16 protein-coding genes are annotated in these 15,304 nt (G+C 70.8%); 12 read left to right on the forward strand and 4 right to left on the reverse strand.

The annotated features are described in order from the left end of the window. Positions 1 to 35: 35 nt before the first annotated feature. On the reverse strand, positions 36 to 407 hold the full coding sequence (locus ACGFY5_RS08925) for a hypothetical protein (RefSeq protein WP_392719014.1): 372 nt from the start codon (positions 405 to 407) through the stop codon (positions 36 to 38). A gap of 770 nt (positions 408 to 1,177) precedes the next feature. Here ACGFY5_RS08925 and ACGFY5_RS08930 point away from each other — a divergent pair. Continuing rightward, a complete protein-coding gene (locus ACGFY5_RS08930) occupies positions 1,178 to 1,651 on the forward strand; it encodes a hypothetical protein (RefSeq protein WP_392719015.1) in 474 nt (157 codons plus the stop codon). On the opposite strand, the gene ACGFY5_RS08935 is transcribed toward ACGFY5_RS08930, so the two are convergent. Next, positions 1,636 to 2,316 (reverse strand): GntR family transcriptional regulator, encoded by a 681-nt coding sequence (locus tag ACGFY5_RS08935; protein WP_392719016.1) that lies wholly within the window; start codon positions 2,314 to 2,316, stop codon positions 1,636 to 1,638. The genes ACGFY5_RS08930 and ACGFY5_RS08935 overlap by 16 nt on opposite strands. Positions 2,317 to 2,510: 194 nt before the next feature. On the opposite strand from ACGFY5_RS08935, the gene ACGFY5_RS08940 reads away from it, so the two are divergent. Genes ACGFY5_RS08940 through ACGFY5_RS08975 form a run of 8 tightly spaced genes read left to right on the forward strand, consistent with a single transcriptional unit; the run spans position 2,511 to position 10,754 of the window. Further along, positions 2,511 to 4,106: an ABC transporter substrate-binding protein gene (locus ACGFY5_RS08940; RefSeq protein ID WP_392719017.1), complete on the forward strand. Its 1,596-nt coding sequence runs from the start codon at positions 2,511 to 2,513 to the stop codon at positions 4,104 to 4,106. Continuing rightward, complete coding sequence (locus ACGFY5_RS08945) at positions 4,103 to 4,975, forward strand: ABC transporter permease (protein ID WP_392719018.1); 873 nt, start codon at positions 4,103 to 4,105, stop codon at positions 4,973 to 4,975. The genes ACGFY5_RS08940 and ACGFY5_RS08945 overlap by 4 nt, the downstream gene beginning before the upstream one ends. 1 nt (position 4,976) lies before the next feature. Further along, positions 4,977 to 5,933 (forward strand): ABC transporter permease, encoded by a 957-nt coding sequence (locus ACGFY5_RS08950; RefSeq protein ID WP_392719019.1) that lies wholly within the window; start codon positions 4,977 to 4,979, stop codon positions 5,931 to 5,933. Continuing rightward, positions 5,930 to 6,838, forward strand: coding sequence for an ABC transporter ATP-binding protein (locus tag ACGFY5_RS08955; protein WP_392719020.1), 909 nt, complete (start codon positions 5,930 to 5,932; stop codon positions 6,836 to 6,838). The genes ACGFY5_RS08950 and ACGFY5_RS08955 overlap by 4 nt, the downstream gene beginning before the upstream one ends. 52 nt (positions 6,839 to 6,890) lie before the next feature. After that, the gene (locus tag ACGFY5_RS08960; protein ID WP_392719021.1) at positions 6,891 to 7,682 is read left to right on the forward strand and encodes an ATP-binding cassette domain-containing protein; all 792 of its coding nucleotides are present in this window, start codon (positions 6,891 to 6,893) and stop codon (positions 7,680 to 7,682) included. Then, positions 7,679 to 9,082, forward strand: a complete 1,404-nt coding sequence (locus ACGFY5_RS08965; protein WP_392719022.1) for a carboxylesterase family protein — start codon at positions 7,679 to 7,681, stop codon at positions 9,080 to 9,082. Before ACGFY5_RS08960 ends, ACGFY5_RS08965 begins: the two co-directional genes overlap by 4 nt. Continuing rightward, the gene (locus tag ACGFY5_RS08970) at positions 9,079 to 10,446 is read left to right on the forward strand and encodes an acyclic terpene utilization AtuA family protein (protein WP_392719024.1); all 1,368 of its coding nucleotides are present in this window, start codon (positions 9,079 to 9,081) and stop codon (positions 10,444 to 10,446) included. The genes ACGFY5_RS08965 and ACGFY5_RS08970 overlap by 4 nt, the downstream gene beginning before the upstream one ends. Further along, positions 10,443 to 10,754, forward strand: coding sequence for a hypothetical protein (locus tag ACGFY5_RS08975; protein ID WP_392719025.1), 312 nt, complete (start codon positions 10,443 to 10,445; stop codon positions 10,752 to 10,754). The genes ACGFY5_RS08970 and ACGFY5_RS08975 overlap by 4 nt, the downstream gene beginning before the upstream one ends. Here ACGFY5_RS08975 and ACGFY5_RS08980 read toward each other — a convergent pair. Next, positions 10,751 to 11,476, reverse strand: a complete 726-nt coding sequence (locus ACGFY5_RS08980; protein WP_392719026.1) for a lysozyme — start codon at positions 11,474 to 11,476, stop codon at positions 10,751 to 10,753. The two genes, ACGFY5_RS08975 and ACGFY5_RS08980, sit on opposite strands and share 4 nt — an antisense overlap. 413 nt (positions 11,477 to 11,889) lie before the next feature. Here ACGFY5_RS08980 and ACGFY5_RS08985 point away from each other — a divergent pair, with 413 nt between their 5' ends. The 3 genes from ACGFY5_RS08985 (at position 11,890) to ACGFY5_RS08995 (ending at position 14,340) form a co-directional block, all read left to right on the forward strand. Next, positions 11,890 to 13,011 (forward strand): winged helix DNA-binding domain-containing protein, encoded by a 1,122-nt coding sequence (locus ACGFY5_RS08985; protein WP_392719027.1) that lies wholly within the window; start codon positions 11,890 to 11,892, stop codon positions 13,009 to 13,011. A 68-nt stretch (positions 13,012 to 13,079) separates the two neighbouring features. Continuing rightward, a complete protein-coding gene (locus ACGFY5_RS08990) occupies positions 13,080 to 13,874 on the forward strand; it encodes an SAM-dependent methyltransferase (RefSeq protein ID WP_392719028.1) in 795 nt (264 codons plus the stop codon). 7 nt (positions 13,875 to 13,881) lie between these two features. After that, entirely contained in the window at positions 13,882 to 14,340 is a 459-nt protein-coding gene (locus ACGFY5_RS08995; RefSeq protein WP_392719029.1) for a GNAT family N-acetyltransferase, read from the forward strand. A 46-nt stretch (positions 14,341 to 14,386) separates the two neighbouring features. Here ACGFY5_RS08995 and ACGFY5_RS09000 read toward each other — a convergent pair whose 3' ends face one another. Then, complete coding sequence (locus tag ACGFY5_RS09000; protein ID WP_392719030.1) at positions 14,387 to 15,061, reverse strand: IclR family transcriptional regulator; 675 nt, start codon at positions 15,059 to 15,061, stop codon at positions 14,387 to 14,389. Positions 15,062 to 15,304 lie beyond the last annotated feature (243 nt).

The raw sequence follows: 15,304 nt of genomic DNA on the forward strand, positions 1-15,304 counted from the left end.
GGCCGCGCGCGTCGCGGCCCCGATCGGCGACGCGGTCAGCAGCGCCGGGAACCGAGCGGGACGACAGTGGTGCGGCCGGCGTAGGTCAGGCGCAGGCAGGTGAAGGACGAGTCGGTGACGTCGTCGAATTCGAGGGCCGCGGGGAACTGGCGCAGGGTGCCGGCGGCGCAGGTCGGAGTGCATTCGTTGACGTGGACGACACCGACGGCGGTGCCTCTCTCGGGCGTGAGGCTCGTCCAGCGGATCTGCCCGACGAAGAGGCTCCCGCCGGCGCCGACGTAGAGCTCGCGGGCCTGCACGACCGGCTCCGCACCGACCCACGGCGGCACACCCGGCAGCGGCGGGGACGCCGCCGCGGAGGACGGCACCAGCAGCAGGAAGGCGAGCGCGACGACCAGGCGCATCATCTCCCACCTCCTCTGGTCCCTATCGGACCAGTATGAGCCGATCTGAGCCCGGTGCGCTGCCCGGTCGTCGCGTGCTAAACAGGGGGCCTTCACGCTGCTCCGGGGCGATCCGTGGCTTCACCATCACGTGCGGCGACCCGGAGAGACTCGGGACCTACCGGATCGTCGGCCGGCTCGGGGAGGGCGGGCAGGGCGCGGTGTACCTCGGGGAGGGGTCGCAGGGCCTGCGCGTCGCCGTGAAGGTGCTCCAAGCCGGAGCTCGTCGCGGACACGTCGGCGCGGCGACGGTTCGGTGGGGAGACCGTCGGTCCGGCGAGCGACGTGTTCAGCTGGGCGGCGACGGTTGCCTATGCCGCGACCGGTCGGCACCTGTTCGGGAACGACTCGGTGCCGGCGGTGCTGCGGCGGACCGGCGGCGAGCGAGGTGCTGCTGCGCCTGCTCGGCCACGAGCCGTCCACTGACACGCTGGACGCCCGAGCCATCGCCGAAACCAGACTGACCCCCCGCCCCGAGTTCGCTCCCGAGCAACCCACCGCGCCCTTCCCCGCCCCGTCGCGCGTCACGCCGTCGAGCGCGGTGCCGCTGGGTGGCGGTCCGCCGTCCGCCACCCGGCGGATGCCGGATGGTCCTCCGGTGAGCCCGATGCCGGTGTCCGGTGGGTACGCCGTGCCGACGGCGGCTGGCCAGGCGCCTGCGCCGGTGCCGCCCGCACCCGTTTCTGCCGTCGTGCCGGTGCGGCGGCGAAGACGGGGGTTGTGGATCGGAGTGTTTGTCGTGGCGCTCGCGCGGGTGGCAGTTCCCGCCGAAGGACGGCGCCGACACCGCCCTCCGCGACATCGCCTTCGGCGTCACCGCCCACGTGGAGAGCCGGTCACGCGGCACCGGCGAGGCAGGCCTGAGCTGCCGCGGCGACGAAGACACCGGCACCGGCTACTTCTTCTACCTCGCCCGCGACGGCGCCGCGCGTATCGTCGGCCAACAGAACGGAACCCCGACGGAGCTGCTGCCGTCCACCGGACGGACGACCGAGCTCGGGGACGACCCCGTGCGTCTCGAGGCGACCTGCCGCGCGGACCGCCTCACGCTGTGGGTCAACGGCACACAGGTCGCGGACGTGCGCGACCCCAGCCCACTGCCGGAGAACCCACGCGTCCAGGCGGGCATCCTCGTCCGCATCCCCGACGCGGGCGACGACGTCCTCGAAGTCTCCTTCGACGACTTCACCCTCTACCGCGCCGGCTGAGCCAGGCGAGCGGTGAGGTCGGCCGGGGAGGCGGCCGCGCTGGCGGCGACCCGCGCGGCCGTCAGGTGGTCGCGCGCGGTCGAGAGGTGTTTGCGGAACAGCGCGGCCAACGCCTCGGCGTCCCCGGACTGCAGAGCGCCGACCATTTCCAGGTGTTCGTCGTTGGCCGGGCCCCGGCCGCCGTGCACCTCGATGTTCTCCTGCGAGTACGGCTGCGTGAGCGCCAGCAGGTTCCCGCAGACACGCTCCAGGTGCGGACGCCCCGCCACCCCGTAGAGCCGCAGGTGGAAGTCGTAGTTCAAGCGTAGCCACGTGGCCGTGTCGGGCGCGGCGGCGATCGCCTCGGCCAGGGCCCGCAGTGCCGCGATGTCCTTGCCGCGTGCCTCGTCGACCAGCGCCTGCGCGAGGAGCGGCTCCAGCGCGATGCGCATGTCGTAGAGCTCGCGGAGGTCCTCGAGCGTCAGCTGCCGCACCGAGGCGCGCCCACCGGTGGTCATCTCGATCAGGCCTTCGCTGGCCAGGATGCGCAGCGCCTCCCGCACGGGGTTGCGGCTGACCTCGAACCGCCGGGCCAGGTCCTCCTGCACGAGTTGGCTGCCCGGTGGGATGACTTTCTCCCGGATGGCGCGGCGCAGTGCCTCGGCCATCTCCTCGGGCGATGACACGGCGCCTCCCGCTGTGACTGCACCCCCTCGGTCGGGGGAGTCGGTTCATTTTGCCCGCGCCTCTTGACGACGCAAGGCAGCACCCCCCTACTGTACTCACTGTCCTCACCGAGGACAGTTGTTCAAAGTGAGTACACACCGATGGGATGTGGACGATGACTCCCCCGGAATCCCCCCGGACGTACGGTTATTTCGTGCGTTTGTCCGGCAATCACCTGATTCGTAGATCGGCCGCAGGGCTTGCTCTGGTCACCGCGCTGACCGCGTGCAGCGGCGGCGGGAGCAGTGATCCCGCAGCCGCGCCGACCGGCGCGTCCGAGCGCGGTGGCACCCCGAAGAGCGGCGGCACGCTCACGGTGGCGCTGAGCGCGATCCCGCCCGTGCTCGACCCCTATGCCTCGACGCTCCAGCTGAACTGGGCGCCGGCCCGCAACGTCTGTGAGCCGCTGTTCGACGTCAGCACGTCGAACGAGGTGAAGCCGGTACTGGCCGAGAGCTTCACCTACGACAAGAAGCTGACCTACGTCATCAAGCTCCGCAGTGGCGTGAAGTTCCACAACGGACAGGCGTTCACCGCGGCGGACGCGGTCGCGAACATCGAACGCTTCGAGAAAACGCCCGGCAACGGCTCGTTCCTCGCCGACAACCTGGCTTCGGTCCAGGCCACCGGTGACCTCGAGGTGACGCTCACCCTCAAGGCGCCCAGCGCGATCGTGCCGACGCTGCTGACCACCGCATACATCATGCCCGCGTCGGTGCAGAAGAACCGGCCGATCACCGAGCCTGCCAACGACCTGATCTGCACCGGGCCGTACCAACTCGAGTCCTACCAACCCGACCGCCAAGTGACGCTGAAGCGCTACGACGGCTATGCGGCCCGCACCGACCCCGGTGACGGCGCGACCGGCAAGAAGGTCGCCTACGCCGACAAGATCGTGTTCACGCCGATCCCGGAAAGCTCCGCGCAGGTGCAGGCGGTGCAGACCGGCCAGGCCGACGCCACGCTGGCCCTGCCGCTCGACACGTACCCCACGCTCGAGTCGGCGAAGGCGGCCGCGCTGCTCAGCCCGTCGCAGGCGTCCACCGTTGTCTTCAACAAGGCAGCCGGGCCGATGGCGAAGCTGGAGATGCGGCAGGCGTTCCAGGCCGCGCTCGACATGGCTCAGGTGATGGGTGCGGGCTTCGGCGACAAGCAGTTCTACCTGCTCGACGGCAGCGTCATGCCGAAGACCGCGGGGGTTTGGTACGCGACCGAGGGGACAGAAAGCTACAACAAGCCTGATCCGGCGAAGGTGAAGGCCCTGCTCGCGAAGGCCGGGTACAAGGGCGAGAAGATCGTCTGGCTGACGACCAAGGCCGATTCGATCTGGTACGGCCCCGTGGAGCCGGCCGCGCAGCTACTCAAGACCGCCGGTTTCAACATCGAGCTGCAGGTTGTCGACCAGGCCACGGTGTTCGAGCGCCGCACCGACCCGAAGCAGTTCGACCTGTTCTCGTCCGGGTTCCCGACCTACGCCGACCCGCTGCTGCTGCCGTACCTGCAGGACGGTTTCCCCGGCAACTGGACCAACCCGCAGAAGAACGCCCTGCTCGGGCAGCTGGCCACCGAGCCCGACAGCGCCAAGCGCGTCGAGATCTGGAAGCAGATCCAGGCGCTGGTCTACAGCGACGTGCCGTTCTTGAAGTTCGGCACGGTCCGCCCGCTGGTCGGCGCGTCCCCGCGGACGCACTTCGAGAACGCCGACGGCATGCTCTCCGGCTACTACAACGTCTGGATCGACGAGGCGTGACGACATCGTCCGAGGTCGGCCGGTTGCTGCCCGCGCAGCGGCCGGCCGGTGTCCTGCGCCGGGTACTGCGCCGCCGTGGCGCCGCGGTCGCGGCGGGTCTGTTCGTGGTGATCGTGCTCGTGGCGGCGATCGGTCCGCTGGTGGCCGGTGATCCGAACGCGTTCGACGCCCTGGCGCGCCTGCAGCCCCCGAGCCCCGGCCACCCGTTCGGTACCGACAACCTCGGGCGTGACGTCGCGGTGCGCGTGCTCTACGGCGGTCAGGCGTCGCTGCTCGTCGGAGCCTCGGTGAGCGCGTCGAGCGTCGCGATCGGAGCGCTGATCGGGGTGGCGGCCGCGTTGTTCCACCCCGTCGACCTCGTCGTCATGCGCATCGTCGACGGGATCATGTCGTTCCCGGTCATCGTGCTCGCGCTGTCGATGGTGGCGATCCTCGGCGCCGGGCTCGGCACCGTGATCACGGCCCTGACGATCGTGCTGGTGCCGTCGGTGGCCCGGATCGTGCGCGGCCGCGCCCTCGTGGTGTCGCGGCTGCCGATGATCGACGCCGCCCGGATGGTAGGAGCCGGCCGGTGGCGGATCATGACCCGGTACGTCCTCGCGCACTGCGTCACGCCGGTGCTGGTGCAGGCCGCGGTGGTGTTCACGACCGCGGTGCTGATCGAGTCCGCGCTCAGCTTCATCGGCGCGGGGCTCCCGCCGGACGTCCCGAGCTGGGGCGCGAGCCTGGCCGAGTCCCGCAACTACCTGCAGTCGGCGTGGTGGATGTGGCTGTTCCCCGGGCTGGCCCTGCTCGCGACCGTGCTCTGCGCGAACGTCGTCATCGATGCGGTGCGCGACGTCCTCGACCCGCACGGCGAGAGGAGCTGATGTGTTCTCCTATATCGGAAAGCGCCTGGTCGCGCTGCTGCCGACAGCTTTGGTGCCGGTCATCGCGGTGTTCCTCCTGATCCGGCTCGCACCCGGTGACCCGGCGGCGCAGATCCTCGGGGATCAGGCCACGCCGGAGCAGGTCGCCGCCTTGCGTCACGAGCTCGGCTTGGACGCGCCGCTGATCACGCAGTTCGGTGTCTTCCTGAAGGATCTCGTCACGCTGAACCTCGGCGACAGCCTGTTCCTGCACCAGCCGGTGCGCGACCTGGTGCCGTCGTACGGCGCGGTCACCCTGGAGATCGGGCTGTTGTCACTGATCTTCTCGACGATTCTCGGGGTGGGCGTCGGCGCGCTCGCCGCGTTCCGGCGCCGGCACCTGAGCGGGCGGATCGCGTCGGTGCTGGGGATGATCAGTATCTCGATCCCGCAGTTCTGGTTCGGCCTGCTGCTCGTCGTACTGTTCGCGGTGCAGCTGCGGGTGTTCCCGGTCAGCGGTTACCGGCCCTGGTCGGACGGCGCCGGGCCTCATCTGCAGTCGATCGTGCTGCCCGCGCTCACGCTCGCGCTGGCGCAGCTCGGCCTGGTGAGCCGGATGGTCAGTACCAGCATTCTCGACGTCGTGAACGAGCCGTTCGTGCGGACGGCGACCTCGCTCGGGGTGCGACCGAGGCGGATCCGGACGCGCTACGTGATGCGGGTCGCGTCGGTGGAGATCCTCACGATCATGGGCTTGCTGCTGGCCACGATCCTGTCCGGCACTGTCGTCGTGGAGAACATCTTCGCGATCCCCGGCCTCGGCCGACTGCTGTTCGACGCCGTCGGACGTCGCGACTACGACGTCATCCAGGGCGTCGTGCTGTTCGTCGGACTCTTCATCATCGTCGTCAATCTGCTGGTGGACCTGCTCTACGCGCTCGTGGACCCGCGCGTGAAATACGGGAAGGCGACGACATGAGCCTGCTGTCGGTACGCGGGCTGTCAGTCCGCATCGGGGCTTCGTCCGACGCGGTGCGGGACGTCGATCTGGACCTTTCACCGGGTGAGTCGCTCGCGCTCGTCGGGGAGTCCGGGTCCGGCAAGACCGTGACGGCCTCAGCGATCGCCGGGCTGCTGCCCCCGGGGCTGGTGCCGAGCGGCTCGGCAACGCTCGACGGCGTGGAGCTCATCGGGGCTGTTCCCGAGAGGCGGCGCGAGCTCGCCGGGCGTCAGATCGGGTTCATCTTCCAGGAGCCGGCGTCCGCACTGCACCCGATCCTCACCGTGGGTCAGCAGATCGCCGAGGCCCTCGACGCGCACTTCGACTACTCACGCACGGCCAAGCGGGCCCGAACCGCAGAGCTGCTCGAGTTGGTGGGGCTCGCGCCGGAGGTCGCCACACTGCGCATCGGGCAGCTGTCGGGCGGTATGCGGCAGCGGGTCATGATCGCGATGGCGATCTCCTGCGGCCCGAGCCTGCTGATCGCCGACGAGCCCACGACCGCGCTCGACGTCACGCTGCAGAAACAGGTGATGGAGCTGATCGCGTCGCTGCAGCACCGGCTCGGGCTGGCATTGCTCCTGATCACCCACGACCTCGCGGTGGTGAGCGAGGTGTGTGAGCGGGTCGCGGTGATGTATGCCGGACAACTGGTCGAGACCGGCCCGACGCAGGTCGTGCTCAGCGGTCCCGGGCACGAGTACACGAAGGCACTGCTCGCGGCGATCCCGCGGCTCGGTGATACCCGACGGCGGCTGCCGACCGTGGCCGAGGCCGCCCCGAACCTCCGTGACGAACGCGCCGTTTCGCCGGAGGAGCGCACGGCGACCGAGATGCGCGAGATAGCCACAGGCCACCGGGTGCGCTGCGAGTTGACCACATGACCGCGCGGCGCGGGCGTGATGCGGGGCGCACGATGCTGAGGGAGGGCGGCGCGTGAGCGCGTTGATGGAGGTCACCGGGCTACGGAAGGTGTTCCGGCTCGGGCCGGTCTGGGCCCGGCGGGACCTGGTCGCGGTCCGGGACGTCTCGTTCACGATCGACGCCGGGCAGACGTACGGGCTGGTGGGCGAATCGGGCAGCGGCAAGTCGACGGTGGCGCGGCTGATCGCGCGGCTCGAGAAACCCAGCGCCGGCACGATCCGACTCGACGGCCAGGACATCGCGGAACTCCGAGGCGCGGCGCTGAAATCGCTTCGCCGTGACGTCCAAATGGTCTTCCAGGACCCGTTCACCGCGCTCAACCCGCGGATGAGCGTCCGCGAGCTGGTGTACGAACCTTGGCAGATCCACGGCCTGTACAACGCGACGCAGCGGAACACCCGCCTGCGGACCCTGCTCGACCAGGTCGGGCTGCCGGCGACGGCGGCCGGGAAGAAGCCGGTGGAGTTCTCGGGCGGGCAGCGTCAGCGCATCATGATCGCCCGCGCGCTCGCGCTCGAACCGAAGCTGCTGATCGCGGACGAGCCGGTGTCGGCGCTGGACGTGTCGGTGCAGGCGCAGGTGCTCAACGTATTCAAGGACCTGCAGGAGAACCTGGGGTTGGCGTGCCTGTTCATTTCGCACGACCTGTCGGTGGTGGAGTTCGTGAGTGACCGCGTGGGCGTGATGTACCGCGGGGACCTTCTCGAGGAAGGAACGCCGTCGGAGATCTACCGCTCCCCGTCGACGGACTACACCAAGCGGCTGTTGGCTGCGATTCCGCAGGTCGAAGCGGGGCCGCGATGAGGACGTGGCACGGGGTCCCCTTCGCGTCGCCCCCGATCGGAGACCTGCGCTGGCGCGCGCCTCGCCCCGTGGCGGCCGCGACGACGCAGGGTGCGGCGGACGCGGCGCCGTCGGCCGCGGCGGCGACGGTGGTGGGGGAGGCGGCCCCGGGACCCGCGCAGGTGGCCAGCCCCTGGCAATCCGCGTTTCCCACGTCGGAAGACTGCCTGTACCTCTCGGTGTCGACACCCGACGCGGACGGTCCGCGGCCGGTGCTCCTGTGGCTCTACGGCGGCGGGTTCGAGAACGGCGCCGCGCGGACCCAGGACCTAGGACTGCTCGTGCGTGAGCAGAACCTCGTCGTCGTGACGCCGAACTACCGGGTCGGCGCGCTGGGGTTCGCGCAGCTCGCGCACCACGGCGGACGGTTCGCGGAAGCGTCGAACCTCGGGCTGCAGGACGTGATCGCGGCGCTGGCCTGGGTGCGGGAACACATCGCGCGGTTCGGCGGTGACCCGGACCGGGTGACGGTCGGTGGCCAGAGCGCCGGAGCGTTCCTGGCGGCCGCCCTTCCGGCGGCGCCGGCTGCGAGTGGGCTGTTCCACCGGCTGGCGATGTTCTCGGGCGGGGCGTCGCGAGTATTGCCCGCCACGCATGCCGCCGCGCTGGGTGATGCGTTCCTCTCGGCGCTCGGGGCTGATCCGGACGCGGCGGTGGAGGCGGTGCTGCGGGCGCAGCGGGTGGTCCCGGCGGAGGACATCGGGGCTCGGAACGGGCCTGCGCCGCGGGCGTTCGGGGTCGTGCTGGACGGGGTGACGGTCACGGAGCATCCGATGGACGCCGCCCGTGCCGCGCACGACGTCCCGATGCTGATCGGGACGACGACGCGCGAGGTGGCCGGGTTGCGGGGCCCGGGTGCGTTCGCGACCGGTTCGCTCGTGCCGGAGGTGGCTTCGTGGGGTGTGCCGGCGGTCCGGGCTCTGTCCATCGCTGGGCACTACGAGGCGGGGCGTTCCGCCGACAACGCCCGTGAGGCGCTCCTGACCGACTACATCTACCGGCTTCCTGCCATGCGGCTAGCCGCCGCCCGCCCGGACGACTCCACGTGGGCGTGCGCGTTCGGTCCGTCCCCGAGCCTCGGAGACTACGCCGGCCACAACGCCGAGGCCCCCTTGCTCTTCGGCACCGACGCCGAGCGCGCCTCGGCGGCCGCCGGGGCGGGGGAGGCCCGAGCGGGAAGCCTCGGCCGGCGGTTTCGGTCGTATCTCGGCGCGTTCGTGCGGGACGGCGACCCGGGCTGGCCTGCCGTGACCGGGCCGGTCCAGGTACGCGGGTTGCTCGTCGAAGCGGACGAGCTGACCACGGTGTCGGACCTGTCCTCCGGAATCCTCTCGACATGGGAAGGCGTGGACCGCCCATGAGCACCGCGTTACCACCCCGCGGGCCGGGCACGTTCCGCATCGGCGTCGGGGCGGGGTTCGCGGGCGACCGCTTCGATCCCGCCGAGGACCTGGCCCGTCGGGCCGACCTCGACGCGCTCGTCTTCGAGTGCCTGGCCGAGCGGACGATCGCGCTGGCCCAGCAGAGCCTGCGCCGCGGCGAGTCCGAAGGCTACGACGGCCGCCTGCTCCGCCGCCTGCGCGGCACGCTGGAACCGACCGTCGCGGGGGGAGGCGTCGTCATCACCAACGCCGGCGCGGCGAATCCGACCGCAGCCGCGCACGCGGTCCGTGGACTGGCGTCCGAATTGGGCATGAAGCAGTTGCCCGTCGCGGCTGTCACCGGCGACGACATTCTCGACCGCCTCGTACTCGACGAGTGTCGGGTCCTCGGCACCGACCGGACCCTGGCCGACTACCGCGACCGGATCGTCTCCGCGAACGCCTACACGGGCTCCGCCGGAGTGATCACGGCGCTCCGCGACGGCGCGCAGGTCGTCGTCACCGGCCGCACCGCCGACGCAGCGCTCTTCCTCGCACCGCTCGCCGTCCACTTCGACTGGGACCTGGACGCCAAGGACCCGCGAATCGCCGACGGGCTGCTCACCGGACACCTGCTGGAGTGCGCTGGGCAACTCACCGGCGGGTACTTCGCGGACGGTCCGCGCAAACACGTCCCTGACCTCGCACGGCTCGGGTTCCCGTTCGCCGATGTGGACGCCACGGGGCGCGCGGTCTACCGCAAGCTCGCCGGAACCGGCGGCCGCCTGGACTCGGCCACCGTCGTCGAGCAACTGCTGTACGAGATCGACGACCCGACCCGGTACGTGACACCGGACGGCGCCATCGACCTGTCCGCGGTGATCGTCGACGACCACGGCGCGGACGAGGTCGCGGCGTACGGAGCCGTGCTCGGCGACCGCCCGGATCTGCTCAAGGTGAGCGTCGGCATCGACGACGGGTGGATCGCGTCGGCCCGCATCGTCTACGCCGGGACGGGCTGCCGGGCCCGCGCCGAACTGGCCGCCCGCGTGGTCGCCGAGCGGTGGGTCGCCGTCCACGGTCGGTCGGCCGACGAGCTCACGTTCGACCTGGTCGGCGTCTCGTCGGCGCGGCCCTGGGTGGCGGCCGTCGACGTCGAGCCACCGGAGGTCGTGCTGCGTGCCTCGGCGCGGACGTGGTCGCGGGAGAGCGCGGCGCTGCTCGGCGAAGAGATGGAGGCGCTGTACACCAACGGGCCGGCCGGAGGGGGCGGAGTGCGGTGTGTGATCGGCGAGACGGTGGGGTTGGTGTCGACGCTGGTGCCACGCGAGCTCGTGCAGACGTCGGTCGAGGTGTTCGCGTGAACGTGCTCCTCTGGGACGTGGCGCACGCCCGGGCCGGGGACAAGGGCGACATGTCGATCCTCATGCTCCGGCCGTACGTCGCCTCGGACTTCGGGGCGCTGCGCGAGGCGGTGACGGCGGACCGCGTCGCGCGGCACTTCGGGGTACCACCGGACGCGGTGTCGGTGATCCCGATCGCCGGCCTCCGCGCGCTGACGGTCGTCGTGCGCGGAGGGCTGGACGGCGGTGTCACCAGGTCACCGCGGATCGACCCGCACGGCAAGACGCTCTCGGGTCACCTCCTGGACCTGCGGGTGCCCTGGGGTTAGCCGAGTGCGAGTGCCTTCAGCTGGGCCGGGGTGCCGTTGAAGACGTTCGAGTCGCCGGGGAACGGGCCGGTGGACGAGTGCTGCCAGAACGTGTGCTTCGACCAGCCGGCGGGGAGCGGTCCGACGGTGCTCCGGTAGCGGGCGATCCAGAGCGGATGCTTTGCCGCGAACTCGCGGGTGTTTCCGGTGCAGGCCTTCCACCAGCTCGTGGTGGTGTAGATGACGGCGTAGCGGCCGGTGCGCTGGTGGTAGCGGGTGAGGAACGCGCGGATCCAGCCGCGCATCGCGGTCTGGGTGAAGCCGTAGCACTCGTTCTTCTTGTACTCCGGGCGGCCGGCGCGGTCGGGGTACGGGTTGTGCTCGATGTCGAGGGCGCCGGGGAGGGTCCGTCCGTCGCGGGACCAGCCGCCGCCGTGGTCGACGAAGAAGTCGGCCTGGCGGGTGCCGTTGCTGCGCAGCGGGAGCGCGAAGTGGTACGAGCCGCGGATGAGGCCGATCGCGGTGGCGCCCTTGTACTGCTGCGAGAAGTTCGGGCTCCGGAAGTCGGTTCCGAGGGTGGCCTTGATGTAGGCGAACTTCGGTTTCTGGGCGGCGACGCCCGTCCAGTTGACGTCGCCCTGCCAGTTGGAGACGTCCAGGCCGCGTACTGGTGTGGCCTGGGCGGCTTGAGCCGCGGGTGACGGCTCGGCCGTCACGTCCGCGGTGGGTGCTGACCATCGCACTACGGCCAATGCTGTGCCGAGCCCTACGACCGCGGCTAACACCGCTACTAAGAAACCGCGCATCACGCGCAAACCCCCGTCACCGTGATCAATTCGCAGCACGGTAACAAGGGGTAGGAGGCGCGGTCGCCCCCTGGCGTGGGTCCTCCACCGCTCGGTCGATGCTGACCCGGTCCGTACAACCGAACGGTTCGGGGTGGCCGGAGATCTCGGAGCGAGCTCGGATCGGCGGGTGGTTGGGGACGGCGACTGCCGACGCTGCTGCTCAGCTGCGGCTTCGGCGCGCGCGAACCGCTGGCGGCTGCGTTGCCCGCGCAGGTCGAGGCCGAGTGGGCCGCGCACCGCCCCATCACCGTGCGGCCAGGTTGTATTGCGGCCGGAAGCCGACCGGAATCCCCACTAGCGTCACCACCATGAAGTGGAACGAGGTCCACGCCCGCCGCCTCACCCGCCACCACCTCACGACCCCGCCCGCGCCGCGCACCCCGGTCGGCCCGGCCGGGCTCCCCGCGATCGCGCGCGCGATGTGTGGCGCGCACGCTCAGGTGATGTCAGCGGCCGAGCTCTCCCTCGGCCTCCGAACCACCGGCGTCACCAGGACAGACGTCCGCGAAGCGCTCTGGCGCGAACGCACGCTCGTCAAGACGTTCGGCCCTCGCGGCACCGTGCACCTGCTCCCCGCCGACGACCTCCCGATCTGGACGAGCGCGCTCTCCGCGGTGCCGAGCCCGAACCGGTTCGCGGACGGCGTCCGCCTCGACGACGGCCAGACTCGTGACGTCATCGGTGCAATAGGCGAAGCGCTCGACGGCGCGGAGCTGACGATCGACGAGCTGAGCGACGAAGTCGTGGCCCGCACCGGACCGTGGGCGGGGGAACTGACGATGCCGGCGTTCGGCGGCATGTGGCCGCGGTGGCGGCAGGTTCTGCACCTGGCCGGTCACCGGGGCGTGCTGGCGTTCGGGCCCGTCCGGGGGCGGAAGGTCACGTACACGAACCCGCACGTGGAACCGGCGGACTCGCAGAAAGCCACCGAACAGCTGCTGCGCTGGTATCTCACGGCGTACGGACCGGCGCTGCCGGAACACTTCGCGCAGTGGCTCGCCGCGCCGAAGCCGTGGGCGGCAGCGTTGTTCGAGGCCCTCGACCTGGAAAAGGTCGACGTCGAGGGCACCCCGGGGTGGGTCCTCGCCGGCGACACGGCACCCGTCACGGACAAGAGCGTCAAGCTACTGCCGTATTTCGACGCCTATCAGGTGGGGTGTCATCCGCGGGACCGGGTGTTTCCGGGGAGGGCGTGGGAGCGGGCGCTCGCTCGCACCCAGGCCGGGAATTATCCGGTGGTGCTCGTGGACGGCGTCGTCGCCGGGGTGTGGCACGTGCGTCGCTCCGGGCGCCGGCTCGCGATCACCGTCGAGCCGCTGGGACCGATCCGGCGCGACGAGCTCGAACAGGAGGTCGAGCGGGTCGGCGCGATCCTCGAAGGTGCCCCCTCTTTGGCCCTCGGCGAAGTAACGATCGGCCCACACGCCTGACAACCCCTTGCGTCGATCGACCCTTGTGGACATACGATCGCGGCACGCCGAACCGAGGGGGTAGCGCCGTGAACGATCCGGACTGGGCTGCGCAGAACATCGACACCAACCAGCCGTCAGCGGCCCGGATGTACGACTACTACCTCGGGGGATCGCACAACTTCGCGTCCGACCGCCAGGCGGCCGGCAAGGTGCTGGAGTTGCTGCCCGACGCGCCGCTGATGGCCCAGGCCAACCGCGCCTTCCTGCACCGCAGCGTGCGCTTCCTCGTCGACCAGGGTGTTCGGCAGTTCATCGACCTGGGCTCGGGCATCCCCACCGCCGGCAACGTCCACGAGGTGGCGCCGGAGTCGACTGTCGTCTACGTCGACATCGACCCGGTCGCCGTCGCCTACAGCGAAGCGATTCTGAGTGACGTCAGTCGCGCCGCCATCGTGCACGCGGACGCCCGGCAGCCCGAGAAGGTGCTCGAGTCACCGGTCACCCAGGGGCTGCTCGACTTCGACCAGCCGATCGGCCTGCTCATGGTGGCCGTGCTGCACTTCGTCGCGGAGTCGGAGGACCCGGCCAACATGGTGGCCACCTTCCGCGACGCGCTGCCCGCCGGGAGCGCCATCGCCCTGGCCCACGTGACGCTCGACGAACGTCCCGAGGAGATGGAGCGCATCACCGCGATCTACCAGAACAGCGCCAATCCGACGACGTTCCGCACCCGCCAGCAGATCGACGGACTGCTCACCGGCTGGGACCTGGTGGATCCGGGGGTCACCTGGGTCGTGGAGTGGCGCCCGGACTGGCCCGACGACGCCGACGGCAACTCGGCATGGTGCGGCAACTACGGCGCGGTGGGGTGGAAGCAATAATCGGGTGATGTCCGCTTGGAGAGCCCGCGCCGAGCACGCGGAAATTGTCGGTGGTCTGCTGTACGACTTCAACGTCGAGTTCGAGGCGCCGACGCCGAGCGCCGAGGTTCTGGCGGGCCGGTTCGCCCGGCTCCTCGAGCTCGACGACGTCATCGTCCTGATCACCGGCAGCACCGCGGATCCGACCGGTTTCGCCTACCTCACGCTGCGTCCGACGCCGTTCTACGACGGCCCGCTAGCCCAGTTGGAGGAGCTCTACGTCCGGCCCCACCGGCGTGACCAGGGCATCGGCACGGTGCTGCTGCGCACCGCGTGCGACCTGGTCCGCGAGCGGGGCGCCGGCGAGATGCACATCAACGTCGACGAGGTCGACACCGACACCCGCCGCTTCTACGAGCGCCACGGGTTCGTGAACATCGAGCCCGGCACCGACTACCGCATGCTCTGCTACCTCCAGGAGTTCTGACCCCGCTGCGCCGGGCCGTATCCGCTGCTCGGGCGTCGGCCACGGCTCAGCGCAGGGATGCGGCCAGGCTCTGGGCGGCGTCGGCCACGCTCTTACCGATGCGCTCGACGTCAGCTCCGTCGTCGACGTAAACGACAGCCACAGCGCCACGCGCCCCACCGCCGGGACCCGGCACGGGCGCGGCGATCGAACGGAACCCCCGGATCACCTCGCCGTGCGACACCGCCCAGCCGACGCGGCGGGCCTCGCGGAGCTCCTCGCGGTCACCGGGCGACGGCGGCTCGGGGATGAGCAGCGCCAGCCCCGGCGCGCCCCGGTCGACGGGATGGCGCGTGCCCGGGCGGTACGTCACGTGCGCCGCGGTGTCCTGCGGCTCGACGCTGACCACCGTCACCGCCTCCGCCCCGGCGCGGACCACCAGGAACGCGGTCATGCCCCACGCCGCCACCAGCGCGTTCAGCCGGGGGAGCGCGGCGGTCTGCAGGTCCGAGCGCACCCCGCGCGCGAGCACCGCCATGCCCAAGCCGAGCCGGTAGTGCCCCTGCTGGTCCCGCTCGACCAGCTGGTGGTCCTCCAGCGTGCGCAGCAGCCGGTACGTGATCGAGCGGTGGACGCCGAGCACCTCTCCGATCTCGGTGATCGGCACCGCCCCGCCCGCGACCGCGAGGTGCTCGAGGATCCGCACACCGCGGTCGAGCGTCTGCGAATGCGGTGCGTCCATGCCTGCCAGCCTAAATCGACGCCCGGCCGCGGCCCGGACCGGTGCACGAATCGGCGTGTGACCGTGCACGGGGCACTTCCCGATCGTGCTGGAAGGCCGGAACGGTGGTGCTGACCTGGCCTGCTGCGCCTGTACCGGGCGGGGGATCTCACGCTCGACGAGCTGATCACGCGCGAGTACACGCTGGACAACATCCGCGGCGTGATCGTGTTCGAGTAATCGGGGTTTCGTTGCGAGTCTCCG

Origin of the sequence: Cryptosporangium sp. NPDC048952 (assembly GCF_043197895.1) — a bacterium.
Taxonomy (GTDB): domain Bacteria; phylum Actinomycetota; class Actinomycetes; order Mycobacteriales; family Cryptosporangiaceae; genus Cryptosporangium.